This window comes from Roseovarius litorisediminis, assembly GCF_900172295.1.
Classification (GTDB): Bacteria; Pseudomonadota; Alphaproteobacteria; order Rhodobacterales; family Rhodobacteraceae; genus Roseovarius; species Roseovarius litorisediminis.
Map to the genome: position 1 here is coordinate 345595 of NZ_FWFL01000003.1, position 26091 is coordinate 371685.

Annotated in this window: 28 protein-coding genes and 1 other RNA gene; 16 read left to right on the plus strand and 13 right to left on the minus strand. The window is 59.7% G+C overall.

Features of this window, described 5'->3' with window-relative positions; all coding sequences use genetic code 11:
- Window positions 1–6: 6 nt before the first annotated feature.
- From PEL8287_RS07790 to PEL8287_RS07800, 3 genes are all read right to left on the minus strand, one after another.
- Window positions 7–900: a 5-bromo-4-chloroindolyl phosphate hydrolysis family protein gene (locus PEL8287_RS07790; protein WP_085891966.1), complete on the minus strand. Its 894-nt coding sequence runs from the start codon at window positions 898–900 to the stop codon at window positions 7–9.
- A gap of 175 nt (window positions 901–1075) precedes the next feature.
- Complete coding sequence (locus tag PEL8287_RS07795; RefSeq protein WP_085891802.1) at window positions 1076–1606, minus strand: hypothetical protein; 531 nt, start codon at window positions 1604–1606, stop codon at window positions 1076–1078.
- Window positions 1607–1766: 160 nt separating this feature from the next.
- Window positions 1767–2585 carry a TerC family protein gene (locus PEL8287_RS07800; RefSeq protein ID WP_085891803.1) on the minus strand — a complete coding sequence of 273 codons (819 nt, stop codon included), beginning with the start codon at window positions 2583–2585 and terminating at the stop codon, window positions 1767–1769.
- A 132-nt stretch (window positions 2586–2717) separates the two neighbouring features.
- Here PEL8287_RS07800 and PEL8287_RS07805 point away from each other — a divergent pair, with 132 nt between their 5' ends.
- Window positions 2718–3743 carry a GlxA family transcriptional regulator gene (locus PEL8287_RS07805; protein ID WP_085891804.1) on the plus strand — a complete coding sequence of 342 codons (1026 nt, stop codon included), beginning with the start codon at window positions 2718–2720 and terminating at the stop codon, window positions 3741–3743.
- On the opposite strand, the gene PEL8287_RS07810 is transcribed toward PEL8287_RS07805, so the two are convergent.
- A complete protein-coding gene (locus tag PEL8287_RS07810; protein WP_085891805.1) occupies window positions 3740–4537 on the minus strand; it encodes a pseudouridine synthase in 798 nt (265 codons plus the stop codon). The genes PEL8287_RS07805 and PEL8287_RS07810 overlap by 4 nt on opposite strands.
- Window positions 4538–4601: 64 nt before the next feature.
- Between PEL8287_RS07810 and PEL8287_RS07815 the strand changes: the two genes are divergently transcribed.
- Window positions 4602–5051, plus strand: coding sequence for a nucleoside deaminase (locus PEL8287_RS07815; RefSeq protein WP_085891806.1), 450 nt, complete (start codon window positions 4602–4604; stop codon window positions 5049–5051).
- A 57-nt stretch (window positions 5052–5108) separates the two neighbouring features.
- Here PEL8287_RS07815 and PEL8287_RS07820 read toward each other — a convergent pair whose 3' ends face one another.
- Window positions 5109–5801, minus strand: a complete 693-nt coding sequence (locus PEL8287_RS07820) for a metal-dependent hydrolase (RefSeq protein ID WP_085891807.1) — start codon at window positions 5799–5801, stop codon at window positions 5109–5111.
- A 145-nt stretch (window positions 5802–5946) separates the two neighbouring features.
- On the opposite strand from PEL8287_RS07820, the gene gatC reads away from it, so the two are divergent.
- From gatC to PEL8287_RS07850, 6 genes are all read left to right on the plus strand, one after another.
- Window positions 5947–6234: an Asp-tRNA(Asn)/Glu-tRNA(Gln) amidotransferase subunit GatC gene (gene gatC, locus PEL8287_RS07825; RefSeq protein ID WP_085891808.1), complete on the plus strand. Its 288-nt coding sequence runs from the start codon at window positions 5947–5949 to the stop codon at window positions 6232–6234.
- Window positions 6234–7721, plus strand: a complete 1488-nt coding sequence (gene gatA, locus PEL8287_RS07830; protein WP_085891809.1) for an Asp-tRNA(Asn)/Glu-tRNA(Gln) amidotransferase subunit GatA — start codon at window positions 6234–6236, stop codon at window positions 7719–7721. The genes gatC and gatA overlap by 1 nt, the downstream gene beginning before the upstream one ends.
- Window positions 7722–7759: 38 nt before the next feature.
- On the plus strand, window positions 7760–8491 hold the full coding sequence (locus PEL8287_RS07835) for a hypothetical protein (protein WP_085891810.1): 732 nt from the start codon (window positions 7760–7762) through the stop codon (window positions 8489–8491).
- A gap of 87 nt (window positions 8492–8578) precedes the next feature.
- The gene (locus PEL8287_RS07840) at window positions 8579–9181 is read left to right on the plus strand and encodes an N-acetylmuramoyl-L-alanine amidase (protein ID WP_085891967.1); all 603 of its coding nucleotides are present in this window, start codon (window positions 8579–8581) and stop codon (window positions 9179–9181) included.
- A 49-nt stretch (window positions 9182–9230) separates the two neighbouring features.
- Window positions 9231–9642: RNase P RNA component class A (gene rnpB, locus PEL8287_RS07845), an RNA gene on the plus strand.
- Between the two features lie 243 nt (window positions 9643–9885).
- Window positions 9886–10386 carry a DUF2244 domain-containing protein gene (locus tag PEL8287_RS07850; protein WP_085891811.1) on the plus strand — a complete coding sequence of 167 codons (501 nt, stop codon included), beginning with the start codon at window positions 9886–9888 and terminating at the stop codon, window positions 10384–10386.
- Between the two features lie 110 nt (window positions 10387–10496).
- Here PEL8287_RS07850 and PEL8287_RS07855 read toward each other — a convergent pair whose 3' ends face one another.
- Complete coding sequence (locus PEL8287_RS07855; protein ID WP_085891812.1) at window positions 10497–10955, minus strand: GatB/YqeY domain-containing protein; 459 nt, start codon at window positions 10953–10955, stop codon at window positions 10497–10499.
- Between the two features lie 184 nt (window positions 10956–11139).
- Between PEL8287_RS07855 and carA the strand changes: the two genes are divergently transcribed.
- Both carA and PEL8287_RS07865 read left to right on the plus strand, forming a co-directional pair.
- Window positions 11140–12288, plus strand: coding sequence for a glutamine-hydrolyzing carbamoyl-phosphate synthase small subunit (carA, locus tag PEL8287_RS07860; protein WP_085891813.1), 1149 nt, complete (start codon window positions 11140–11142; stop codon window positions 12286–12288).
- Window positions 12289–12383: 95 nt separating this feature from the next.
- On the plus strand, window positions 12384–14315 hold the full coding sequence (locus PEL8287_RS07865) for a glycosyltransferase (RefSeq protein WP_085891814.1): 1932 nt from the start codon (window positions 12384–12386) through the stop codon (window positions 14313–14315).
- Here PEL8287_RS07865 and PEL8287_RS07870 read toward each other — a convergent pair.
- The gene (locus PEL8287_RS07870; RefSeq protein ID WP_085891815.1) at window positions 14256–14900 is read right to left on the minus strand and encodes a GntR family transcriptional regulator; all 645 of its coding nucleotides are present in this window, start codon (window positions 14898–14900) and stop codon (window positions 14256–14258) included. The two genes, PEL8287_RS07865 and PEL8287_RS07870, sit on opposite strands and share 60 nt — an antisense overlap.
- Window positions 14901–15012: 112 nt before the next feature.
- Between PEL8287_RS07870 and PEL8287_RS07875 the strand changes: the two genes are divergently transcribed.
- The 3 genes from PEL8287_RS07875 to PEL8287_RS07885 all read left to right on the plus strand — a co-directional run bounded on the left by PEL8287_RS07875 (window position 15013) and on the right by PEL8287_RS07885 (window position 17230).
- On the plus strand, window positions 15013–15657 hold the full coding sequence (locus PEL8287_RS07875; RefSeq protein ID WP_085891816.1) for a pyrimidine 5'-nucleotidase: 645 nt from the start codon (window positions 15013–15015) through the stop codon (window positions 15655–15657).
- A gap of 90 nt (window positions 15658–15747) precedes the next feature.
- Window positions 15748–15963 (plus strand): hypothetical protein, encoded by a 216-nt coding sequence (locus tag PEL8287_RS07880; protein ID WP_085891817.1) that lies wholly within the window; start codon window positions 15748–15750, stop codon window positions 15961–15963.
- A gap of 64 nt (window positions 15964–16027) precedes the next feature.
- Window positions 16028–17230, plus strand: coding sequence for a UbiH/UbiF family hydroxylase (locus PEL8287_RS07885; RefSeq protein ID WP_085891818.1), 1203 nt, complete (start codon window positions 16028–16030; stop codon window positions 17228–17230).
- Window positions 17231–17248: 18 nt separating this feature from the next.
- On the opposite strand, the gene PEL8287_RS07890 is transcribed toward PEL8287_RS07885, so the two are convergent.
- From PEL8287_RS07890 to PEL8287_RS07900, 3 genes are all read right to left on the minus strand, one after another.
- A complete protein-coding gene (locus PEL8287_RS07890) occupies window positions 17249–18376 on the minus strand; it encodes an aminotransferase class V-fold PLP-dependent enzyme (protein WP_085891968.1) in 1128 nt (375 codons plus the stop codon).
- Window positions 18377–18488: 112 nt separating this feature from the next.
- Complete coding sequence (locus PEL8287_RS07895; protein ID WP_085891819.1) at window positions 18489–18947, minus strand: Lrp/AsnC family transcriptional regulator; 459 nt, start codon at window positions 18945–18947, stop codon at window positions 18489–18491.
- A complete protein-coding gene (locus PEL8287_RS07900; RefSeq protein ID WP_085891820.1) occupies window positions 18944–19399 on the minus strand; it encodes an Lrp/AsnC family transcriptional regulator in 456 nt (151 codons plus the stop codon). The genes PEL8287_RS07895 and PEL8287_RS07900 overlap by 4 nt, the downstream gene beginning before the upstream one ends.
- A gap of 127 nt (window positions 19400–19526) precedes the next feature.
- Between PEL8287_RS07900 and ilvC the strand changes: the two genes are divergently transcribed.
- Complete coding sequence (gene ilvC / locus PEL8287_RS07905) at window positions 19527–20549, plus strand: ketol-acid reductoisomerase (RefSeq protein WP_085891821.1); 1023 nt, start codon at window positions 19527–19529, stop codon at window positions 20547–20549.
- An 84-nt stretch (window positions 20550–20633) separates the two neighbouring features.
- Complete coding sequence (locus PEL8287_RS07910; RefSeq protein WP_085891822.1) at window positions 20634–21545, plus strand: DMT family transporter; 912 nt, start codon at window positions 20634–20636, stop codon at window positions 21543–21545.
- Between the two features lie 28 nt (window positions 21546–21573).
- On the opposite strand, the gene folP is transcribed toward PEL8287_RS07910, so the two are convergent.
- Both folP and PEL8287_RS07920 read right to left on the minus strand, forming a co-directional pair.
- Window positions 21574–22587: a dihydropteroate synthase gene (gene folP, locus PEL8287_RS07915; protein WP_085891823.1), complete on the minus strand. Its 1014-nt coding sequence runs from the start codon at window positions 22585–22587 to the stop codon at window positions 21574–21576.
- 6 nt (window positions 22588–22593) lie between these two features.
- On the minus strand, window positions 22594–23523 hold the full coding sequence (locus PEL8287_RS07920) for a dihydroneopterin aldolase (RefSeq protein WP_085891824.1): 930 nt from the start codon (window positions 23521–23523) through the stop codon (window positions 22594–22596).
- Window positions 23524–23738: 215 nt separating this feature from the next.
- Between PEL8287_RS07920 and PEL8287_RS07925 the strand changes: the two genes are divergently transcribed.
- Window positions 23739–24266, plus strand: a complete 528-nt coding sequence (locus PEL8287_RS07925) for a hypothetical protein (protein ID WP_085891825.1) — start codon at window positions 23739–23741, stop codon at window positions 24264–24266.
- Between the two features lie 123 nt (window positions 24267–24389).
- Here the strand turns inward: PEL8287_RS07925 and ctaD are convergent, their stop codons facing one another.
- Entirely contained in the window at window positions 24390–26063 is a 1674-nt protein-coding gene (ctaD, locus tag PEL8287_RS07930; protein ID WP_085891826.1) for a cytochrome c oxidase subunit I, read from the minus strand.
- Between the last annotated feature and the right edge of the window lie 28 nt (window positions 26064–26091).

The following is a 26091-nucleotide window of genomic DNA, read 5'->3' on the forward strand; positions in this document are numbered from 1 at the left end:
TACTAGTTATTCGTTATTGGTCAGCTGAATGCCTTCGCGTTCCAGTCGGTCGCGCAGCACGCTGATTTCGATTTCCAGATCGGCATTGTTATCTTGCAGCAATTTGCGGGTTTTGGCGGTAAAGTTCTCTTCCAGATCGGTGAGAAGCATCATGTAATCCGAGCGCGCTGCGGCATCGCGGGACCGGGCGTAGATGTCGGCAAACTTGATCGTCGCATCGCGCGCGCCCATCAGATAGACGCCCAGAAATTTGCGCGCAGCTGTCAGATCGCGGGGGTCGTTTTCGACCGTGCGCAGCATGTCGCGTACGCTGATCTGAAACCGGTCTACCCGCGCCTCGGCCTGCCTGTCGCCCGCCCGTTTGACTGCGTCGGACATGGCGGTCAGGATTTCTTCGGCACGATCCACAACCCGCGCCACGCGCTCGGTCTGGAACTGGTCAATCCCTTCCATGCCCTTGTCTTTGAGCGGGTCAAATCCGAATGAGAAACTGTGCAGCACGGTGCCCACCAGGGCATAAATCACCGGCGCGACAACGCCGCCCCCAAGGGCAAAGCCCGCCACGGCAAGGCCCAGTCCGGTCAGGACCGATCCCGCCATCTTGCGGGGAAAACCGGGACGGCGGGCGATTTTGCGCGCCTCGTATGCCTCTTGCGCCAGAATGCCTTCGCGTGTGAGCCAGGCCGCCAAAAGCAGCAGGCCAAGGGCGGAAAGGTTCAGCAACATCACAACCGGGCCATTGCCGAAGGCCTGCCAGATCAGGGGCAGGGGTGCCAGAAACAGAAGGTTGACGCGGCCACCGGCACGGGTGCGCCGGGCACCATGATAGCTGCCCCGGTCGGCAGGCGTGCCAGTAGTTTGCCCGTCCGGGCTGAATTTTCCGCCAAACCGCTGCGCCATCATACGCCCCCTGCGACCGCGACGTAGAGGATCAGCATAACAAGCAGAAAAAACGCCAGTTTCTGCAGCCCAGTGTCTGTCATGTCGTTTCAGGTCCCCGTGTCAACAGGGCAAACTTAAGCGATGCTGTGGCTGCATACTAGGGGGAAGATTCAACCGGGCGGCTCATTGCGCGTCAGGCTGCGGGGGGACGCATCCGGGATTTGAGCGCACTGAGTTGCGCTTCAAGCGAGTTGCGCCCGTCGGTGACAAAGCGCCACGCTTCTTTGGCGAATTCCTGTTCGAACCCGACCAGTGCCGCGAGAAACTCTGAGCGTGCCGTGGATTCACCCGTGGTGCGGTAATGGGTGACGAACGGATCGATCAGCGAATTGATTTCCACCAGATAGTGCCCCAGATGACGGCGCAACTCGCGGTGCCGGTCGGGGTCGTCGGCAAGGGCTTTGATCACCAACGCTGCAGTCCGGCAAAACGTTTCGGTATGCGTGCTGAGTTCGGGATCGTTCAGCTGGCCGATGCGGGTGCGTATCGCAATCAGGCGGGCCTGGGCCCCGGTTTGTAATTCATCGGCGGCATGGCGACGGATATCGGTTGCGGTTTCAAGCCCCTTGTCGCGAAAAGGATCAAAGCCAAAGGCCACCAGGCAAAGCGATGAGGCCAGACCGCCCTGAACCAACCCATTTGCAACGCTGCCTGTCCCAAACATGACGAGAGCGCCACGCGATCAAGATTCTGATCTGGATATGCCGGGGAAATCTGGTGGGGAAATGAGGTTGGGCGGGCAATCTTTTGGCGATCGCCCACCCCTTAACAAGGGTTCGCGGGTTTCAAGTTCAAGTTGTGATCCAGCTTGAACCTGAAACACTTTAGTGGCGTGCCTTGGCGCTGCGCTCGGCGTTCAGTTTGCGGGAATAGCCGGATTGGATGACTTCCACCGCAACAAGAACCAGCACCGAGAAGTAGAAAGTGGTTTTCGACATCGGGATGACCTCGTGCCCGAAGAACTTCAGCGCCAGCGTATCATCATGCATGGCATGGGCCGCTGCCTGCCCGGATTCGCCCAGAAGAACAACGCCGACGATCAGCAGGATGAACAGGCCCAGCACCTCGTACATGCGGTTTTTCTCAAGAAACCGCGTGACACCATCGGCCAGAACCAGCATCGCCAGGCCTGACAGCAGGATAGCCGTGGCGAGAATGGGAAAGACATCGGTAATAGCCAGCGCCGACAGGACGGAATCGAAGGAAAAGATCAGGTTCATGATGACGATCAGCATTACCACCTTGACTGCTGACTTGCCCGATTTTTCACCCATATCCGTATCCAGATGATCCAGGGACAGCATATGGCTGATTTCCTTGACGGCCGTGTAGATGATGAAAATCCCGCCGACGATAAAGACGCAGGTGGCAAAGTTTATGCCGCCCTCCAGAACGCCCACCCAGTTGAAGACGTGGAACGGTTCGGCCAAGGCATCGATCAGCCGGACCATCACGAATAGCAGAACGACCCTAAGGATAACGGCCAGAATAATCCCCCAGAACCGCACGGCTTTTTGCTGTGCCACCGGCGCGCGTTGGGATTCGATCGAGATATAGAGAAGATTGTCAAACCCCAGCACCGCCTGCAGAAAACATAACATCAGCAGGTTGCCCAGGTTTTTAAGACTTAAAAGATCGGCCATTGATCCGCCCCTCATTCGTTACAACTTTGAGCCGTGACTTACCGCAGGTGAATTGGAAAAACAAAACGAAACCGGTTGCCGCAGGGTAATGGCGCCTTTAGCGGGGCGGGCAGGGGTGCTATAGGATCGGCCATGACAACGCGTTCTTTTGTGCCCCGCGGGGCGGCCAGTTTTCAGGTGGGCTATGATGGCCCGCCAAAGGACTATTTTTTCCTGCTCTTGCCAAAACTTACGCTGCTGGCCTTCACCTCGGCGGTAGAGCCGCTTCGCATTGCCAACCAGGTGACGGGCAAGGAACTGTACCGCTGGTATGTGATGACCGAAGACGGTGGCCCGGTGACCTGTTCGTGCGGCGTGCATATCACGCCTGATAGCGGGTTGCAGAACATCCCCCGCGATGCAGCGGGTTTTGTGTGTTCAGGGATCGAACCGATGGCCAATCTCAGCCCGGGTGTTGTGCATTGGGTCAGCCGTCAGCGGGCCTTTGGCTGCAAGGTGGGCGGAATCTGCACCGGCGCATTTGCGCTGGCGCGGGCCGGGCTGCTGGAGGGGGGGGAATTTACCTTGCACTGGGAAAACCAGCCGTCGTTTCGCGAAACATTCATCGGGTTGGAACCGACAGGCAACCTGTATGAAAATGACCAGGGGTTGCTGACCTGCGGCGGCGGCAGTGCCGCCACCGACATGATGCTGGACATCATCGAACAGGAGCACGGCGCCGAGCTGGCCACCATCGTGGCTGATATGTGCCTGCATTTTCGCAGCAACAACCGCGAAGCACCGCAGAAATCAGCCTATTCCTTTGGTTTGGGCAGCCGCAACCGGCACCTGATCGCCGCCATGCAATATATGCAGAAAACGCTGGAAGACCCGGTGGATATCGAAGCCGTGGCCGCCCATGTTGATATCTCCCGCCGTCAGTTGGAGCGACTTTTCAGCGGCCATGTCGGCGTAACCCCGGCGCAGTTCTACATGGATATGCGGGTGACACGGGCGCATGCGCTGCTGAATGAAACCAATCTGAGCCTGGCAGAAATTGCCGCCGCTACCGGCTTTGGCAGCACCACGCAGCTGGCGCAACGGTTCAGGCGCCGATTTGGCAAATCGCCCAGTGCCTGGCGCAAAAGCTGGTCGCAAACCACCACGCGCAACGGCTAAGAGGGCGGGCGGCGTCTGCGCTGCGGTTTGGGCCGGGCGGCTTTGGTATCCTGCGGCTTTTCAGCGTCCAGCCCCAGTTGATCGCGCAACACCCTGGGGCGGATTTCCTCGACCGCACCGGGTTTTAACTGGCCCAGCTGAAAGGGACCGTAAGACACCCGGATCAGCCGGTTGACGGTCAGCCCGACGGCTTCCATCGCGCGGCGAACTTCGCGGTTCTTGCCCTCACGGATCGACACGGTGGCCCAGGCGTTGGCGCCGGTCTGCCGATCCAGCGTGACGGTCATCGGCTGAAATCTTTCACCGTCCACCACCAGCCCCTTGCGCAGGGGGGCAAAGGTGTCGTCGGTCGGTCGCCCCTTGATTCGCACCCGGTACTTGCGCAGCCAGCCGGTGGCGGGCAGTTCCAGCTTGCGTTTGAGCCCGCCATCGTTGGTCAGCAGCAACAGCCCTTCCGAATTCAGGTCAAGCCGTCCGACACTCATCACCCGGGGCAGGTCTTCGGGCAATTCGTCATAGATTGTTGTGCGGCCCTGTTCGTCACGGTTGGTGGTCACCAGCCCGGCGGGCTTGTGATACAGCCACAGACGTGCCGGTTCGGGCGCATTCAGCAGACGGCCATCGACGGCCACGCGGTCCTTGTCGGTGACGTTCAGGGCGGCGCGGTCGATTTTGCGGCCGTTGACGGTGACACGGCCAGCCTCGATCATGCGCTCGGCTTCACGCCGGCTGGCGATGCCGGCGCGGGCGATTACCTTGGCGATGCGGTCGCCTTGTGGGGGTTTGGTGCTCATGCCCTGTCGCTTAACGCATCTCAAAGACTTGCGAAAGCCGTGATGACACGGCAAAGACGCAGGTATGACGTTCAGGAGCCATATGCAGGTCGCACTGGCCGAAGCGCGCGCCGCTGCCGAGCGCGGCGAGGTGCCGGTTGGGGCCGTCATCGTCGATCCCCGGGGCCAGTTGGTTGCGCAGGCCGGAAACCGGACGCGCGAGTTGAACGACCCAACGGCGCATGCCGAGATTCTGGCGATCCGGGCGGCCTGTGCGGCCGTCGGCAACGATCGTCTGCCGGGGTATGATCTTTACGTCACACTGGAACCCTGTGCGATGTGCGCCACGGCGCTATCAGCGGCCCGTATCGCGCGACTGTATTATGGCGCGGCCGACCCGAAATCAGGCGGTGTTGCACAGGGCGCGCGGGTTTTTACCCACCCGCAATGCCATCATGTGCCCGAGGTTTATGATGGCATTGCCAGCGACGCGGCCGAAGCCCTGTTGAAAGAATTTTTCGGACGGCTGCGCTGATCGCCCGGAATTTTTCAAAAATTCCGGGCCGTTTTCTTGAAAGAAAACGGGGCCGCCTCAAATCGTTATGGGTTGCATCACCTCAGGCTCGATCACATTCACGCCCGGCAGCGCCTTGATCAGTTCAGCGGCGGATTGCTCAAGGATCGGGAAAGTCCGGTAGTGGCAGGGGATCACCGTATTGAAGTCAAAGAAGGTTTTTGCCGCATAAGCCGCGCGGCGCATGTCCATTGTGAAATGCCCCCCTGCACACAGAATGCCGATATCGGGGTGGTGCAGGTCATTGAAAACTTTCATGTCGGCCATCACATCGGTATCGCCGCTGAGATAGATCACATGCCCCTCGGCCTCGATAATGTAGCCGCATTCAGTGCCCGGCACGTGCGGGCCGTTTTCCGTGCCAAAACTGCTGGAGTGGGTGGCGTGGACCATGGTGACGCTGACGCCCCCCAGATCAACTGTGCCGCCCTTGTTGAAACCTACCGTGCTGACATGTTCGTGTTCTTCCCAATGGGCCATCAGATCGTATTGGCCGACGACGGGAATTTTCTCGGACCGTGCCAGTGACAGAACGTCGGCCACATGATCGAAATGCGCATGGGTCAGAAGGATGTGGGTGGCCCCTTTTGTGGCCTCGATATGCTGATCTTCGGGCATCATCGGGTTTCCGTTGAGCCATGGATCCACCAGCAGCACCAGCCCGCCGATTTCAATACGGAATGAACTGTGGCCCAGCCATGTGATTTGCATGGTACGCTCCTGTTTGTTGTCTTGCCTGCAGCTTAGCATGTGGGCAGATGACGAAAAGGGGGCAATTGAATTGTGGCCTTTGTCTTGCGGGTCCGCGCCCGCGGCGCTAAACGCAGGAACAGCAAGAACACCCCGGAGACAGCCCATGTCAATCGACAAAGAAACCGCCGCCAAAGTGGCCAAGCTGGCCCGCATTCGTGTGGATGACGACGCGCTGCCGGCACTGGCGCAGGAATTCAACACTATTCTCGGTTTTATCGAGCAGCTGAACGAGGTTGATGTTGACGGCATTGAACCGATGACCAGCGTCACGCCGATGCGGTTGAAGCGCAGAACCGACGTCGTGACGGATGGCGACCAACAGGACAAGATCCTGTCGAACGCGCCAGATGCACGGGAAGGATTTTTTGCAGTGCCGAAGGTGGTGGAATAATGGCTGAGCTGAACACACTGACAATTGCCGAGGCCCGCGATGCACTGCGCAAGGGCGATGTAACCAGCCTTGAATTGACCGAGGCCTGCCTGACACAGATTGAAGGGGCGGGCGCGCTGAATGCCTTTGTGCATCACACCCCCGATCTGGCGCGCGAGCAGGCCAGGGCCGCCGACCTGCGGATCAAGGCGGGTGATGCACCGTCGATGTGTGGCATCCCGCTGGGCATCAAGGATCTTTTCTGCACCAAAGGTATCCCCAGCCAGGCGGCAAGCCGCATTCTGGAGGGGTTCAAGCCCGAATACGAATCCACCGTGACGCAGAACCTGTTTGATGCGGGCAGCGTCATGCTGGGCAAGCTGAACATGGACGAGTTTGCCATGGGTTCGTCGAACGAGACATCGGTTTACGGCGATGTGATCAACCCCTGGCGGCGCGGCAATGACGACACGGCGCTGACGCCGGGTGGCTCGTCCGGGGGGTCGGCCAGTGCTGTGGCGGCCGATCTGTGTCTGGCGGCCACGGGGACGGATACCGGCGGGTCAATACGCCAGCCTGCGGCCTTTGTCGGCATCACCGGCATCAAGCCCACCTACGGGCGGGTGTCGCGCTGGGGGGTTGTCGCCTTTGCCTCAAGCCTGGATCAGGCCGGACCGATGACCAAATCGGTGCGCGATGCGGCAATCATGCTGGGCGCGATGAGCAGCCATGACCCCAAGGATTCGACCAGTGCAGATATTCCGGTGCCTGATTTCGAGGCGGCGCTGACGGGCGATGTTAGGGGCAAAGTCATCGGTATTCCGAAAGAATACCGCATGGACGGCATGCCTCAAGAGATTGAAAAGCTGTGGCAGGACGGCACGGCAATGCTGAAAGAGGCAGGCGCCGAAATCCGCGACATCAGCTTGCCCCATACGAAATACGCCTTGCCTGCCTATTATGTCATCGCGCCTGCCGAAGCGTCCAGTAACCTGGCGCGCTATGACGGTGTGCGCTATGGCCTTCGCGCCAAGCTGGATCACGGCGACGGTATCACCGAGATGTATGAAAAAACCCGCGCTCAGGGGTTCGGGCCCGAGGTGCAGCGCCGCGTGATGATCGGAACCTATGTGCTGAGTGCGGGGTTCTATGACGCCTATTATAATCGTGCCCGCAAAGTGCGCGCCCTGATCAAGCGCGATTTTGAGCAGGCGTTTGCCGCGGGCGTTGATGCGATCCTGACGCCGGCCACCCCAAGTGCCGCTTTTGGTCTGGGAGAGATGGCGGAGGCCGATCCGGTGCAGATGTATCTCAACGACGTCTTCACCGTGACTGTGAACCTGGCTGGTCTTCCAGGGATTGCCGTGCCTTCGGGGCTGGACAAGAAAGGCCTGCCGCTGGGTCTGCAACTGATCGGACGGCCGTGGGAAGAGGGTGATCTGCTGAATACGGCCTATGCCCTCGAGACGGCAGCGGGATTTGTGGCCAAACCCGGAAAATGGTGGTAAACACCCCGCCAAAACACCTTAAGGCAGGAATGTAGCAGATGCGATTTGTCCCTTATGTGCTGGCCCTTGTGGCTTTGGCGGCCTGTGTCCCGCCGATACCCGACAGCGGCGCGGGTGTGGGTTTTAACGACTACGACGCCTATCTGCAGGAAAAGCAGGCGCGCGAGGCGCAACTTGCCGGGTCAGCTTTGCCGCGGGCCGATGCGGTATCGTCCGAAACGGTGGATGATATTGGTGTTGTGACTGGCCGCAGCCCGGCATCGTCGGATATTGCCGCAGATACGCGGGCCGCGCTGGATGAAACCGCAGCGAATTCCGGTCAGCCGGTCGTGCATGCCAGCCCGTCCAATCCGGCGCCTGCCGCGGTCACCAACGCGTCGGGAATTTCGAAGGAGAACGATTTCGAAGCGGTGGGTGCGCAGCGCTCGATTGAATCGGACAAGGCCAAAATTGCCCAGGACCGGGCGCAGTATCAGGTGATCCAGCCGCAAGCACTGCCGACACGGTCAGGCAGCGGTGGGCCAAACATTGTGGACTATGCCTTGCGTAGCAAACATCCGCGCGGCACCCGGGTGTACAGCCGCAGCGGTTTCAACTCGAACGGTAAATATCAGCGCAATTGCGCCAAATATGCGTCACCCGACCGGGCGCAAAGCGATTTTCTGTCCAGAGGCGGGCCGGATCGGGACAAGCTGGGTCTGGACCCCGATGGCGACGGGTATGCCTGCGCCTGGGATCCAAGCCCGTTCCGCCGGGCCGTGGGCGGGTAAGGTGCGGTGCGTGCGGGCACGCACCCTGATGTGACTTCATTTCTGTCACCAAATTATGGTGAACGCCGCGACAATGCGCTGCCCGACATGATCGTGCTGCATTATACGGCAATGACATCTGCGCAGGCTGCGCTGGAGCGGTTGTGTGATGCCCGGGCCGAGGTGTCGGCCCATTATCTGATTTGTGAGCGTGGTCGCATCTGGCAACTGGTCGACGAGGCGCAACGCGCCTGGCACGCAGGGGCGGGGTGTTGGGCTGATGTTGGCGATGTAAATTCACGTTCGATCGGGATCGAGCTGGCCAATACCGGCGTACATCCTTTTCCCGAGCCGCAGATCGCCGCGCTGGAAGGGCTGATGCGTGGGATCATGAACCGGTGGAAAATCGGGCCGTCCCGTGTGATCGGGCATTCAGACATGGCGCCGGGGCGCAAATTTGATCCGGGTCCAAAGTTTGACTGGATGAGGCTGGAGCGGCGCGGGCTGGCCGCGCGGCGCGGCTATGGCCCTGGTCCCGATAATCCGAGCCCCGATCTGTTTCGCCGGTTGGCGCAGGATGCAGGTTACACCGCCGATGTTGATGATGACTCGTTGCTGGCGGCAGTCAGGTTGCGATATCGCCCGCAGGCAAAGGGGCCGCTGGCGCCTGAAGATTTTACACCATTGGGGCATACAGCCCTCTGGACCTGAGGCGTGCGGGATTGACGCCTTCTGTGCAAGCACTTAGATCACATGGTGCGCGGAGGGCCGGATGGCCGCGGGACCTGCAAGGGTTTCGAGGAAAGTCCGGACTCCACAAGACAACGGTGCCGGGTAACGCCCGGCTGGGGTAACCCAAGGGAAAGCGCCACAGAGAACAGACCGCCCTGCAATCCACTCAAGTGGATCATATGGGTAAGGGTGAAACGGTGGGGTAAGAGCCCACCGCGGGACGGGCAACCGGACCGGCACGGCAAGCCCCACCGGGAGCAATGCCAAATAGGGACCGCGCGCGGGGCAGGTCGGGCAACCGATACCGCCCGCAGGCACGTTTTGGCCCAGCGGTCCGGGTTGGCAGCTAGAGGTGCCCTGGTAACAGGGCGTCAAGATGAATGGTCATCCATGGGGGGCAACCCCCGGGACAGAATCCGGCTTACAGGCCCTCCGCGCATATTTTTCGAAGTTTATAAAAACAGCGCCCGCGTGCCGCAGGCAAGATGTTTGAACCGCGCCACGGCGCGGTGTGGGGGCGCCGCCCCCAACGTGGAATTTCGCAGAAATTCAACGACCCCCGAGGTATTTTGGCCAAGAAAAAACGAGGCTTGTGGGCTGAAGCGGATTTGTGGGGGTCAAATGACGCATGGTCTGGGTGCTATCTTACTTTCCCTTGGAGATAGCGGCGTTAAAATGGGAGCATGCCTTACACATGGACCCAGCCATCGGCAGATGATGCCACCACACGCCTGGCGCTCTGGCCGCACCGGTCTTTGCCGCGCCGCGGGTTTGCGGCCTTTATTCTGGGCACGTTTGCCTTGATCACGATTCCGCTTTACCCGTTGCTGGGGACGGTGGTGTTGTGGGGGCTGTTGCCCTTCCTGCTGCTGGCGGTGGCGGGGCTGTGGTGGGGTCTGGAGCATACCTACAAGACGGCGCGCCTGCGCGAGGATCTGAGCATCGACCCGCAACACGTCCACCTGGTGCGCACCAACCCCGGCGGGGATGTACAGGAATGGGACTGCAACAGCTATTGGGCGCAGGTGCATCTGCATCCCACCGGCGGACCGGTGGCGCATTACATCACGCTGAAAGGCAGGGGCCGCGAGGTGGAGATCGGGGCGTTTTTGTCCGAGGATGAACGCAAGGTGTTATATGGCGAACTGGCAGATGCCCTGCGCGCCGCTACCAAGCCTGTGTAAGGCGTTTAGCGAAATACCCTGCCCGTTGGGTTTGCCGCGAAACACGCGTAACCTTTTGATGTTGCCGGTGCTTCGAAAAAACGCCTGTCTCAGGTTGATTTCGAAATGCTTTAGCTGAGTTTTTCTTTGACCATCGGCCCGACCGCACCGAAATCCATCTGCCCGGTATATTTGCCTTTGAGCTGCCCCATGACCTTGCCCATGTCGCGGATCGAGGAGGCGCCGACCTCGAGGATCGCCGTGTCTATGGCCTGGGCGATTTCATCGTCGTCCAGCTGCCGGGGCAGGAATTCTTCGATGATCGCAATTTCGTTGCGTTCGCGCTCGGCCAGGTCGAGCCGCCCGCCTTCTTCGTAAGCGCGCACGCTTTCGTTGCGCTGTTTGGTCATTTTACCAAGAATCGCGAGTATATCGGCATCGCTGACCAGCCCGTCGCCATCGCCGGTACGGGCGGCGATATCCTGATCCTTGATTGCAGCGTTGATCAGACGAAGCGTTGTCAGACGCGTGGCTGCTTTGTCTTTCATAGCCTGTTTCAGGGCCGTATTGACCCGGTCGCGCAAATCCATACCGTTCCATCCCCATGGTTGGTCATAAGCCTTGAACCCTATCGAAATTGCGCGGCAGTGGCAACAGCCCGTGGCGTTACGTAAAGCCCTTGTTTTGAAGGTCGGGTAGGGGCATCTTGTGGCTTGACCCTACCACTGTGCACCCGTAGGTTCGCGCCAATTTACACCCCGGAGATTCCCTGCCATGGCTCATGTGCCCAATACCCGCCCAACCGCCTGCCTGGCCCTTGCTGATGGCACGCTGTTTTACGGGCACGGATTTGGCGCCACCGGGGACACCACCGCCGAGCTGTGTTTCAACACCGCGATGACCGGCTATCAGGAGATCATGACAGACCCGTCTTATGCGGGCCAGATCGTGACCTTTACCTTCCCCCATATCGGCAATACCGGCGTGACCCCCGAGGATGACGAGACCGCCGATCCGGTGGCCGAAGGAATGGTTGTGAAATGGGATCCGACCCAGCCCAGCAATTGGCGGTCGGTGGAAAACCTGTCGGATTGGCTGGCGCGTCGCGGGCGGATTGCCATTGGCGGGGTCGACACCCGTCGCCTGACTCGCGCCATTCGCCAGCAGGGTGCACCGCATGTGGCCTTGTCGCATGATCCCGAAGGTAATTTCGACGCCGAGGCACTGGTGGCCCGCGCCCGGGGCTTTGCCGGGCTGGAGGGCATGGACCTGGCCAAAAAGGTAACCTGCGCACAAAGCTATCGTTGGGATGAAATGCGGTGGGCCTGGCCCGAGGGTTATACCCGCCAGACCGATCCGAAATTCAAGGTGGTTGCCGTTGATTATGGCGCCAAACGCAATATCCTGAGGTGCCTGGCCAGTGCCGGTTGCGACGTGACGGTTCTGCCGGCGACCGCGACCGCCGAGGACGTTCTGGCGTTTGACCCTGACGGTGTGTTCCTGTCCAATGGACCGGGCGATCCGGCGGCGACAGGCGCCTATGCCGTGCCGATGATCAAAGGCGTGCTGGACAAGGGCCTGCCGCTGTTTGGAATATGCCTGGGTCATCAGATGCTGGCGCTGGCGCTTGGGGCGCAGACGATCAAGATGAATCACGGCCATCATGGGGCAAACCATCCAGTGAAGGATATGGAAACCGGCAAGGTCGAGATCACCTCGATGAACCACGGGTTCGCGGTAGACAGTCAGACCCTGCCCGAGGGGGTACTGGAGACCCATGTGTCGCTATTTGACGGGTCGAATTGCGGGATCCGGATGAAGGATAGGCCGGTCTTTTCGGTGCAGCACCACCCCGAGGCCAGCCCGGGACCGCAGGACAGCTTTTATCTGTTTGAACGCTTCGCCGCGTCGATGGCCGGTTGATCGGGGCGGATTAATCCCCTGTTAACCTATTGTTAAAAAAACATTAACCATAATCGCGCTACCTTGGCTTTCTAGGGAAGGCAAGGAATTAAGAAATGGGGATTTCTGAACTGCGCCAATTGGATGCGCGGCAATTACGGGCTGCGGAGCCTGTCAGCCTTTTGGGGCGTGATCTGGTGCGATCCGGGGTGATTTCGAAATCGGATGCGGCTTTGGCGCAGATGGTCAAAAAGCAGTGCGATGCATCGCTTGACCGGATTCTGACGGCGGAAGGGCTGGCCAGCGAAGACGATCTTCTGACTGCGCACGCCAGACGGCTGGCGGCGGGGCAGATGTCGGCAGGCGATCTGGAAGGTGCCACTCTTTTGGACGCTGATCTTGATCCGAGAGTTCTGCTGAAACATGGGTTTGTTCCGCTTGAGGCAGAGACAGGGGAGCCTGTGATTGCAACCGCCAATCCCCATATTTTGTGCAGACTGCAATCGCACTTGCCAGAGGCGCTGAAGGGGGCCGGTCTTGTTCTTGCGCCGCATCATGCGGTTCAGGAAGCCGTGGCGCGACAGCATCGCAACCGGTTGACCGAGGCCGCCCGGGCGCGGGTTAGCGAGGCGGAAAGCTGTCGGACATGGGGGCAGACTTTTAACAAACGCCTGGCGTTGACATTGGTGCTGATTGCGGCGCTCTGCACGCTCACCCTGGCCTTTCCGACCGGTGTATTCACTGTCTTCATTTTATGGGCCAGCTTCACCCTGTTGGTGTCGATGGTGATGAAAACCGCGTCGTTTGCCGCCAGTCGTGCTGCGAAGGAAGACAAACCTCTGCCGGGCGGCGCGAAAGAGCCGTTGCCCAAAGTGTCAATTCTGGTGCCGTTGTTCCGCGAAACCGAAATTGCCCATGCCCTGGTCGCCCGGCTGTGTCGGCTGACCTATCCCAAATGCCTGCTGGATGTGGTTCTGGTGCTGGAGGAGAAAGACGACCTGACCCGGCAGACTCTTGCAGCAATTGATTTGCCGCCGTGGATCCGGCCGGTGGTGGTGCCAGATGGCACCCCCCGCACCAAGCCACGGGCGATGAATTATGCGCTGGATTTCTGCGAGGGTGACATTATCGGCATCTATGATGCCGAAGATGCACCCGACCCGGATCAGATTACCATGGTGGCCCGCCGGTTTCAGCAGGTACCGCCCGAGGTGGTCTGTCTGCAGGGTGTTCTGGACTACTACAATCCGCGGCAGAATTGGCTGGCGCGTTGTTTTACCATCGAATATGCCACCTGGTTTCGGGTGATGCTGCCCGGCATGGCGCGGCTGGGATTTGCAATTCCGCTTGGGGGCACCACGCTGTTTTTTCGCCGAGAGGTGCTGGAAGAGCTTGGCGGCTGGGACGCCCATAACGTGACCGAGGATGCCGATCTGGGCTTTCGGTTGGCGCGGCACGGCTACCGCACCGAAATGATCCCAACTGTCACCGAGGAAGAGGCCAACTGCCGCCCCTGGCCCTGGATCAAGCAGCGATCCCGCTGGCTGAAGGGCTATATGACGACCTATCTGGTGCATATGCGGCGGCCCATGCAATTGCATCGGCAACTGGGGAACTGGAAATTCTGGGGCTTTCAGGCGCATTTTGTTTCGGCCCTCTCGCAGTTTTTTCTGGCGCCCGTTTTGTGGTCTTTCTGGCTGGTGTTCCTGGGGGTGCCACATCCGTTGGGCCGGGTGTTGCCGCATGAGGTTCTGGTTGGCTTCGGCAGTCTTTTTCTGGTCTCAGAAGTGCTGAACATTGCAATTCACATGACAGCGGTGTCAGGGCGGAAACACAGCTTTCTGATGGGCTGGGCGCCGACGATGCATTTTTATGCGCCATTGGGGACAATCGCGGCCTACAAGGCGTTATACGAGATTGTTCTCAAACCATTTTACTGGGACAAGACAGCACATGGCCTGTCCCTGCATGGCACCGGGCAGCGACCTTCAGACGCTGCTGACGACCTCACCGGAATCAAGTTTCAGCCGCGTCACGAAGGCCTTTGAAATATGTGCCCTGAGGGCGGCGCTTGCCGCGTCCGAGTCGCGCGCTTCGATGGCACTGACGATGGCGTCATGCTCTTTCAGTGCGTCTTCGTCGCGGCCAACGGCGGCCAGCGATGTGGTCGCCATCAACGCCATTGAGCGATGCACAAGATCCAGTTGCTGCACCAGAAAGCGGTTATGCGACGCCAGGTGAATCTGTTTATGGAACCGCCGGTTGGCCCGGGCCAGACCCGACGGGTTGCCCAGCAATCCACGGTCTTTTTCGACCATGTCGCGCAACACGCGCACTTCTTCTTCGGTGGCGTGGCGGGCGGCAAGGCTGGCCGCCAGCCCTTCAAGCTCGGCCCGGACGACATAAAGTTCGGCCAGTTGGTTGTGATCCAGTGAGGATACGATCAGGCTGCGGCCATCGCGGGTCAGCAGCGATTGCGTTTCCAGCCGCTGCAGCGCCTCGCGGATTGGAGTGCGCGAAACGCCGAACCGTTCCGCCAGATCGCTTTCGACCAGCCTGTCGCCGGGCTTGTAGATACCCATGTCGATCGCTTCGAGGATCAGCGAATAGGCATCTGTCTGAGGCGCTTTCATCTGCGGTTCCGTCCCTGTCTGTTTTTTGTTTTGCCGACACTATCCACTGATCGCGCGGGCAATCAACCCTTGGTGCATTGCGCCCATTGTCGCGGGGCCCTAACCTGGGACCATGCCAAAGCAGCATTTCACACATATCGCAACCTGGGTGTTTGATCTGGATAACACGCTATATCCGCCACAGGCGCGGTTATTCGATCAGATCGAGCTGAAGATGACGCAATATGTCATGGACACACTGCGGGTGGACCGGCCCGAGGCTGACCGGCTGCGCCGCAAGTACTGGCACGAACATGGTACCACCCTGGCCGGGCTGATGCGTGAACATGATCTGGATCCCGGCCCCTATCTGACCCATGTGCACGAGATATCGCTGGACCATCTGGAGCCTGACGCGGCGCTGAACACGCATATTCGCGCGCTGCCGGGTCGCAAGATTGTCTATACAAATGGCACCGCCCCATATGCGGAACGGGTGATTGCACAGCGGGGGCTGACGGGGGCGTTTGACGCGGTTTATGGCGTTGAGCACGCAGGGTTTTTCCCCAAACCCGAACGCCGCGCATTTGATGCGATTTTTCTTCGCGACGGCGTGGTGCCCGAGCGTGCCGCGATGTTCGAAGACGAGCCGCGCAATCTGGCCGAGCCGCACGCGATGGGGATGCGCACGGTGCACGTAGCGCCCGAGCCTCATGGGGCTGCACACATCCACCATCATACGGATGACTTGACCGATTTTCTGTCAAAATTGCTGTGACAATTCCACAGGATGCGTCGAAATGCGCATTTAAAATATATCTTTTACCACTAGCTGGTGCCTTGACGCTGAACTTGATCGAGGAACACCATGACATTATCCGAAACGGCCCGGCCTGCACATGTAGATATATCCGCTGACGCGACCGAAGGCCGACTGTTAAAGCGGATTTTCCTAGGCATCTTTCTGTTTCTGGCTGGTTGGGGCGGATCCGTGGTGATGTGGGGTATTCCGGGGCTTTACCTTCCGGCGCTGGCACTGGTGCCGGTGATGTATATAATCCTGATCCTGATTTCGCGCGGCTAAGCGGCGCACTGGTATCCGGTGCGGCAGGACGCTATTCTGGCAGCTGAAAGTTATGAGGTTGCACATGGCAATGGCGCAATATGACATCGTGGTTTCCGGCGGCGGCGTGGCCGGGCTGACGGCGGCAGCGGTTTTTGGAACGGCCGGGTTTTCGGTGCTCTGCGTCGATCCCTCGCCGCCGATTACCGAACGCGAGACCAAGGGTGCAGATTTGCGGACCACGGCCTTTCTGCAACCGGCACAAGCCCTGCTGGATCGGGCGGGGCTGTGGGCGCGGCTGGTGCCCTATGCCGCTGATCTGCAGGTGATGCGGATTGTTGATGCGGGCGGTGAAACACCCGAGCCGCGGATCACCAAGGAATTCGACGCTTCGGATATTTCCGACCGGCCGTTTGGCTGGAACCTGCCCAACTGGCTGCTGCGCCGCGAAATGGTGGCGCATCTGGAAACCCTGGAGTCGGTGACGTTTCTGCCCGGTACCGGCACAACCAGCCTGTTCACCCGCGAGGCTGAAGCGCGCGTCGGGCTAAGCGATGGCACCAAGGCGCGGTGCCGTCTGGTGATTGCAGCCGACGGGCGCAATTCGCCGGTCAGGCAAGCTGCGGGTGTGGATGTGAAAACAACGCGCTATGGGCAAAAGGCGCTGGCCTTTGCGGTGACGCATCCGATTCCGCATGCCAATGTCTCGACTGAAATCCACCGTTCGGGCGGGCCGTTCACCCTTGTGCCACTGCCCGATCACGACGGGCGGCCCTCGTCGGCGATCGTGTGGATGGAGGAAGGGCCAGAAGTTTTGCGACTCGCAAATCTGACTGTGCCCGAGTTCGAGGCGGCGATGAATGAACGCTCCTGTTACCTGTTCGGGCCTTTGACACTGGCCTCGCGCCGGACGGTCTGGCCGATCATCAGCCAGGTGGCGGAACGAATGTATTCTGAGCGCGTGGCACTGGTGGCCGAGGCCGCCCATGTGGTGCCGCCCATCGGGGCGCAGGGGCTGAACATGTCACTGGGCGATATGCGGGTCCTGCTGGAGTTGGCCGAGACCGCGCCGGACCGGCTGGGTAGCCGGGCCATGCTGGAAACCTATCACCGCCGCCGTCACGCCGAGGTCAGGGCGCGGGTTGCCGGCATTGACCTGCTGAACCGCGCCTCGATGATGCGGGCGCAGCCCCTGCGCGATGCCCGCGCGATGGGGCTGAACGCAATCTATTCGCTGGCGCCGGTGCGCAAGACGATCATGCAGCTGGGGCTGGGCGCGCGCGGGTAACGCCTAACAGGCCCGTGTTTAAAGAACCTGGTCCAGCACGGTTTTCAACCGGTTCATCGTGCCCGGCACGTCATAGAGTTTATCCAGGCCAAACAGGCCTAGACGGAAGGTGCGGAAATCTGCGGGTTCTTCACAGGCCAGCGGCACACCGGCGGCAATCTGCATGCCGAGGGCGGCAAATTTCTTGCCGTTCTGGATATCGGGGTCGCTGGTATAGCTGACCACCACGCCGGGGGCGCCAAACCCTTCGGCGGCAACCGATTTAACGCCTTTTTCGGCCAACATGGCACGCACGCCATTGCCCAGCTCCCACTGCGCATCGCGTAGTTTTTCAAAGCCATAGTCACGGGTTTCAATCATCGTGTCGCGAAAGGCGCGCAGGGCATCGGTGGGCATGGTGGCGTGATAGGCATGGCCACCGTTTTCATAGGCCTGCATGATCGCGTGCCATTTTTTCAGGTCGATCGAAAAACTGTCCGAAGTGGTGTTTTCCAACCGTTCAAGTGCACGGTCGGACATCATCACCAGGCCTGCCGATGGCGAGGCGGACCAGCCTTTTTGGGGCGCCGAAATCAGCACATCAACGCCGGTTTTTTCCATGTCGATCCAGGCGCAGCCGCTGGCGATGCAATCCAGCACCATCAGCGCACCTACTTCATGCGCGGCAGCGGCCAACTGGGTAATGTAGTCATCGGGCAGGATAAGCCCGGCCGAGGTTTCGACATGCGGGGCAAACACTGCATCGGGTTTGACCTCGCGAATCTTAGCGGTCACTTCCTCGATCGGAGCGGGGGCAAAGGGGGCCTGCGTGCCGTTTCCGGTCTGGCGGGCCATGCAAACGGTTGTGTTGGCGGCAAACTTGCCTGCGTCAAAAATCTGCGACCAGCGATACGAGAACCAGCCATTGCGTACGATCAGCGCATGAGCGTCATGGCCGAACTGGCGCGCAACCGCCTCCATCCCGTAAGAGCCGCCACCGGGGACCAGCGCCACGGCCTTGGCATTATAGACTTCTTTCAACATGCCAGAAATGTCGCGCATGACCTGTTGGAAGGCCTGGCTCATGTGGTTAAGCGAGCGGTCGGTGAATACCACTGAAAATTCCTGCAGGCCGTCGGGATCAATGTGGTCAAGAAGGGCAGTCATGGCGTGGTCTCCTGAATAGTCGCATAAAGGGCGTTGATGACCGAATATCAGGTCGCGCAGGGTGTGCAACAGCCCAAAGACGCCAAAAGCCAGCCGGTTTTCGCCAGATAAACTAGCCAATGGGGCCGGGGCGGCGCTCTTCACTCAACAGGACGTTGGCCTCGACATCGCCGACCCCGGGCAACATCATTATACGGCGGCGCAGGACGCGTTCGAAATCGGATATGTCGCGGGCTACAACGCGCAGACGGTAATCATAAAGTCCAAGGATATGTTCCACGGTCTGCACCTCGGGGATGGCTGACACCGCGCGCTCGAAATCGTCAAGGCTGACGCGGCCCTTGGTGGCCAGCTTGACACCCAGAAACACGGTAACACCAAAGCCCAGCTTTTCGTGATCAAGATCAAGGTGTTGGCCTTTGATTGCGCCGCTGTCATAAAGCCTGCGGATGCGCCGCCAGGTGGCCGGTTGCGACAGGTTCAGCTTCCGGCCCAGCGAACTGGCGCTTTGGGTGGCATCCTGGGTCAGGGCGCGCAGGATCAGCCGGTCGGTTGTGTCCAGCTCGATCATAGGGGCAGAACCTCGTCTGATTTGATCCGCGCGACATGCATCAGTGCCTCGATATCGGCGATATGGGGCAGGGTCAGGATGGCGCTGCGATAGACCTGCTGGTAATGCGCCATGTCCCGCGCGATGACTGACAGGCGAATATCAACACGACCCAGAAAGGATTGAATTTCAATCACTTCAGGCACTTCGCGCGCGGCGGCGACAAATTCATCAAAAGCGCGGGACTGGGTTTTGTCCAAGGTCACGCGCAGCGATACCTCAACCTCGTAGCCCAAGGCGTGCCAGTCGATGACGGCACGGTTGGCACGGATGACGCCCGCAGCCTGCATGCGTTCCAACCGGCGGGCGCAGGTGGCAGGGGTAACCCCCGCCAGATCGGCCAGGTCCGCCGGGCCAAGCGTGGCGTCGTGCTGATAGTGGCGCAGGATACGTCTATCGGTATCATTAAGCATGAAATTTTACCAATAATAAGGTTTTACGAATGATTACAGCAAAAATACTGATTAATAAAGCAAATTTGCGCCGTCTCTCGCGTTGTTAAGCGTAGATTGGCGCGAAACCAACCATAAGGAGAAAACCATGCGCGTTTATTATGACCGTGACTGCGATATCAACCTGATCAAAGACAAGAAAGTCGCCATTCTGGGCTATGGCAGCCAGGGTCACGCCCATGCGCTGAACCTGCGCGACAGCGGTGCCAAGAATCTGGTAGTTGCTCTGCGCGAAGGGTCAGGCAGTGCCAAGAAAGCCGAAGCCGAAGGCCTGAAGGTTATGGGTATTGCCGAAGCGGCGGCGTGGTGTGATCTTATCATGTTCACCATGCCCGACGAATTGCAGGCGGAAACCTACAAGAAATACGTGCATGACAACATCAAACCCGGCGCGGCAATCGCTTTTGCCCACGGTCTGAACGTGCATTTCGGCCTGATTGAACCCAAAGAAGGTATCGATGTGATCATGATGGCCCCCAAGGGCCCCGGCCACACCGTGCGCGGCGAATATGTCAAAGGCGGCGGCGTGCCCTGCCTTGTGGCGGTTGATACGGACGCATCCGGCAAGGCCCTTGAAATCGGGCTTTCCTATTGCTCGGCCATCGGTGGTGGTCGCTCGGGCGTCATCGAGACCAACTTCCGTGAAGAATGCGAAACCGATCTGTTCGGCGAGCAGGCGGTTCTGTGTGGCGGTCTGGTCGAGTTGATCCGCATGGGCTTTGAGACGCTGGTTGAGGCGGGTTATGCGCCGGAAATGGCCTATTTCGAATGCCTGCACGAAGTGAAGCTGATCGTGGACCTGATTTATGAAGGCGGTATCGCCAACATGAACTATTCGATCTCGAACACGGCTGAATATGGCGAATACGTTTCCGGCCCGCGCGTTCTGCCCTATGAGCAGACCAAAGCGGCGATGAAAGGCATCCTGACCGACATTCAGAAAGGTGCCTTTGTACGTGATTTCATGCAGGAAAATGCCGTTGGGCAGCCGTTCTTCAAGGGCACCCGTCGCCTGAATGACGAGCATCAGATCGAAGAGGTTGGTCGCAAACTGCGCGCGATGATGCCGTGGATTTCGGCCGGTAAACTTGTGGATCAGGAGAAGAACTGATCATTCCATCTGTAGCGATGTGAATTGGATTGACCCCGGCCGATGGTCGGGGTCTTTTCGTTAAAAGGTCAGCGGAGTGGTCAAATGCCTGAGATTACAGGAAAAAGCTGGATAATGGTGCTGACCCTGGGGCTGGTCTGGGGGGCGACGTTCCTGGTGATTGAGGTCGCACTGGAGGGGATCACACCCTTCTGGCTCGCCGCCGCCCGGATCGGGTTTGCATCCGCTCTGATGGTGGCGTTCTGGGGGCTGAGGGGTTTTAAGTTGTTTGAGCAACCTCTTGGAAAGGCGGATATTCTTCGGCTGATCTGGATCGGCGCATTGTCGTCTGCGGTGCCGTTCATGCTGCTAAGCTGGGGGCAGCAATTTGTCACCTCTGGTTTTGCGGGCGTGTCGATGGCGGCGGTGGCGTTGATTGTGCTGCCGCTGGCGCATTTCATGGTGCCGGGAGAGCGGCTGACCCTGCGCAAGGTGGCGGGTTTTGTCATTGGATTTGTCGGGGTGGTGATCCTGATTGGCGGGCAAGCCTTTGAATCTACAGGGGAGTCCATGGAGTTTTTTGGCCGGGCGGCCTGTCTGACGGCGGCGGGTTGTTATGCTCTCAGTTCGGTTCAGATGCGCAATCTGCCGACTGTGGACAGCATCGGCCTGAACGCAGTGACGCTGATCATCGGTGCGGTGATCGTGATTGCAGCGGCCTGGGCGGCCGAGGGGCCTCCACCGCAAGTGGACAGCAAGACATTGTATGTATTGATTTTTCTGGGCGTTGTGCCAACGGCGGGGGCCAGTCTGCTGAGGGTCATGGTGATCCGTACGGCGGGGCCAGTGTTCATGTCTCTGGTGAATTATCAGGTGCCGGTCTGGTCGGTGATACTGGGCGCGCTGATCCTGTCAGAGGCTTTGCCGCCCAGTTTGTTGCTAGCCTTGGGGCTGATCCTGTGTGGCGTGGGGCTGAGCCAGTACGGCGCGCTGAAGCGGCTGTTTGGCGGGGCATGAAACCTACGCATTGTAAGAAAAGTACGTTTCAGCCCGTCTGACCCAGGGTTGCGGCCTGCCACAGGCGCAGGGCCTCGGCGGTGTCGCCGACATCATGCACGCGCAAAAGCTGCACCCCCTGCGCCACCCCGGCGAGTGCCACGGCGATGGATCCGGGCGCGCGATTGCGGGCCTCGGCGGTGCCGCCGATTGTCCCGATGAAACGCTTGCGCGAGGCGCCCAAAAGGACGGGGCAGCCGAGCGCGTGAAAAAGTGAGAGATTTTGCAAAAGCGTCAGGTTGTGTTCCAGCGTTTTGCCAAAACCAATGCCGGGATCGGTGATGATCTGACCGCGCGGGATGCCGGTGGCGACAAGGGTCTCAATCCGGTCCGACAGGTAGTCATAGATATCCAGCGCGACGTTGTCGTAGCGCGGATCACGCTGCATGATCTCGGGCGTACCTTGCGCGTGCATGACACAGACCGGCAGGCCCGCTTCGGCGGCAAAGGGGGCCAAAGCGGGATCAAAGGTAAAGCCCGCGACATCGTTGATCAGGCCGGCGCCCGCCGCATGGGCGGCACGGGCAACGGCGGCTTTGCGGGTGTCGATGGAAATCGGCACCTCGGCTTGCGCACGGATCGCTTTGATCACCGGGGCGGTGCGTTTGATTTCTTCGTCGATGGACACCTCACTGGCACCGGGGCGGGTGGATTCGCCCCCCACATCGACGATCTGCGCGCCCTGGGCGATCATGGCATGGGTATGGGCAAGGGCCTGCGCGGGTTCAAAATGTTCGCCCCCGTCCGAGAAACTGTCGGGTGTGACATTGAGAATGCCCATCAGGCAGGGTTTGGACAGGTCCAGTCCGGCTATGGATGCGCGCGGGGCGGTGAGGCGCTCTAGCACATCCCTTGGCGCGTCAGAGGCGGCAATCAGGCGCGAGGCGGCGTCACGGTGTAATTCCTCGACCGTGTCGAACCATGTCCAGCCCCCGGCAAGCGTGTAAGCGCCCGAGGGGCGGGCGTGGTCGGTTCGGGCAACGGGGCGATAGTAAGTCGTCATCGGAGTTCAGAGGCCCGACTGTGCGATATCCTGCACCAGCACCGGCACGGATGACCGTGTGGGTGGGCGTTCGCCGATCAGCAGCAGGTCAGAGGCCTCGATATGGCCCGAGAACCAGGCGGCCAATGCGACCGGGTCGTTGGGGCCGACGGTGGGGCCGTCGACCGCGTCGAGAACGATCTTGGAGGGGGCCCAGACGCTGATCTGGCCGTTCTTCATCGCCCAGTCCAGCTCGGTCCGGGTGGAAACGACAACGCAGCGGTTATCGCGGCCTGCCAGTACCCAGGCGTTTTGTTCGATGGCCAGCAGATCAACCCGGCGTTGGGTCATGCGGTGGCCGGTCTTGGGACTGTCGGTTGCGGACTGGCCGACACACAGGATCACCGGTTCGGCCCGCGCTTCAAGCTGATCCAGCCATTGCGGCAGGTTGGCGGATCGGATCGCGGCGTTGGTCAGGAACACCACATGCGGGTGCGGCGTGGTGTCGGCATGGGGGCTGACCGGTTTGGTTTTGAGGTCATCGACCGAGCGGACGATTTCAACACCCAGGGCGCCCGGGCCACGATCAAGTTTTTCGACGCGCACGAAAGTCCGCACTGCCTGGGGTTCCCAAAGGATGCGCTCGGCGATGCGTTCGGCCAGGGTTTCCAACAGGTTCAGACGTTCCTCGGCCAGTTCGGCGGCGATCGCCTCGGTCACCTTGTCGTAGCTGAGGATGCGGTCCACGTCGTCATCCAGCGGGTTGGTGATCGGGCGGACCTCAACGACAACGTTGAAACAGATACGCTGGGTGGTGCCACGCTCGGCCTGGAACGCGCCGATTTCGACCTCGACGATATGATCCCGCAACGAGATGCGATCCAACGGGCCATCGGGGGCGGTGGCATCGGCGCGTTCGGCGGGATGCTCGAAGGCGAGGCGGATTTCGTTGCTCATTTTCAATGCGCTCCGGGTGTCATGCCTGCGGGGCATAACATGCAGGGCAGGGCCCGGGGAAGGGTGAATGCGACAGTCAGGGTGGCGGGGGCGGCAAGTTGTTGCGAAGGCAGAGCCGGGGCGATGGTGGGGTCAAGCTTTTTTGCGGCTTACCACGGATGTGCTAGATTGATGAAATTACAGGCAGCGTTACCGGTTATAAAAGGTGAGGTATCATGAGACTTCGAACCGTTGTTCTTGGAGGTTTTGCGCTGGCGCTTGCATCCTGCGCCATTCCCCGAACCGATTCTGTGGCGCGTCTGAGTTCTTATCCGGTCGTGTCCGGAGGAACCTATACATCCGGAGGGGGGATTTCTGTCGCTGTCGACCTGCGCGAGATTGGCGGATTGACGGCTGTTTGCGGTGTCTGGGCAATCAGCCGCCAGCAATCCGTTCTCACCAAATTTGCAGAACGTCAGGTGCTGGGCTCCAGCGCTGTTTACCTGGGGCAGGACCATATCCTTAGCAATTTCCTTTTCATGCGGCGGGTAGATCCGGCGCCCTCCTATGGTGGGAAAATGGCGAATTGCACGCGGACCGACAGGGTTTGGCGCCAGAGTTATGCGGCTTCAAAGCCGGTGATACGCATGCCGCGCCAGATCGTTGCCAACGAATCTGACGGTTTCGGCGGGCTTTGGGGGATTGGATTGGGCGGGCCCGTTATCTGGTTCCGTCAAACCGGCCCCGGAGCGGGCGACAGTTAAGGGTTCGTTCAGATCAGGGCCAGGCAAATATAAAAGCCCCCGGCGCAGGACCGGGGGCTTTTGTGTGTCTCAGAGGTTTGGAGTTTTGCATCAATCCTTGAACCAGACTAAATGCAAAACGCTTTAGTGCGCGTGGCCTTTATCCCATTCTTCCTGCTTGGGAAGAATTTCGAACGTGTGTTCGGGTGGGGGTGAGGACACGGTCCATTCCAGTGTATCGGCGTATTCGTTCCAGGGGTTGTTCTCGGTCACTTTTGCGCCGCGCAGCAGCGAGTAGATCACGATACCGAAGAAGAAGACGAAGGATGCGAAGGACAGGAATGCGCCCATCGACGACCACCAGTTCCAGGGCGCAAAGGCCTCGGGGTAGTCGATGTAACGGCGCGGCATGCCCTGACGGCCCAGGAAATGTTGCGGGAAGAATGTAAGGTTCGCCCCGATGAACATCGCCCAGAAGTGCAGTTTGCCAGCCCATTCAGGATACATCTTGCCTGTCATCTTGGGGAAGTAGAAGTAGATCCCTGCGAAGATGGCAAAGACGGCGCCAAGCGACATCACATAGTGGAAGTGTGCCACGACGTAATAGGTGTCGTGATAGGCCCGGTCGATACCTGCCTGTGACAGAACGATGCCGGTCACACCGCCCACGGTGAACAGGAACAGGAAGCCAAAAGCCCAGAGCATGGGTGTCTTGAATTCGATCGAGCCGCCCCACATTGTGGCGATCCAGCTGAACACCTTCACACCCGTCGGCACCGCGATGACCATCGTCGCCAGCATGAAGTAACTTTGCTGAGTCAGCGACATGCCAACCGTGTACATGTGGTGCGCCCACACAACAAAGCCAAGGCCGCCGATGGCGATCAGAGCCCAGACCATCGGAAGGTAACCGAAGATCGGTTTGCGGCTGAAGGTGCCAATCACATGAGAGATGATGCCAAATCCCGGAAGGATAATGATATACACCTCGGGGTGACCAAAGAACCACAGGATATGCTGATAAAGGATCGGATCACCGCCACCGGCAGGATCAAAGAACGTCGTGCCGAAGTTCCGGTCGGTCAGCAGCATGGTGATGGCGCCCGCCAGAACCGGCAGCGACAGCAGAATGAGCCAGGCCGTGACGAAGATCGACCATGAGAACAGCGGCACCTTGAACAGTGTCATGCCCGGGGCGCGCATGTTCAGGAAGGTGGTGATCATGTTGATCGCCCCAAGGATCGAACTGGCGCCCGATACGTGCACGGCAAAGATAGCCAGATCCATCGAAATGCCCTGTTCGGTCGTCGATAGCGGCGGATAAAGCACCCAGCCCACGCCCGAGCCCAGCTGGCCATTGCCACCCGGTGCCAGAAGCGAGGCAACCCCAAGCGATGTCCCGGCGACATACATCCAGAACGACAAGTTATTCATCCGCGGGAAGGCCATATCGGGTGCGCCGATCTGCAGCGGCATGAAGAAGTTGCCGAAGCCGCCAAAAAGAGCCGGAATCACCACGAAGAACATCATAAGCACACCGTGATAGGTGATCATGACGTTCCAGAGATGCCCGTTGGGGGTACATTCGCCGGCAGCAGCTGCGGTGAAACGCGCGCCTTCCAGACACATGTACTGAACACCCGGTTCCATCAGTTCCAGCCGCATGTAGACGGTGAAAAGAACCGAGATCAGGCCGACAAGCGCCGAAACCACCAGATAAAGGATACCGATATCCTTGTGGTTGGTCGACATGAACCAGCGGGTAAAGAACCCGCGTTCGTCATGATGCTCGTGGCCGTGAATGGCTGCATCTGCCATTGTTTGCCTCCTGCTGGTATGTTGCAGG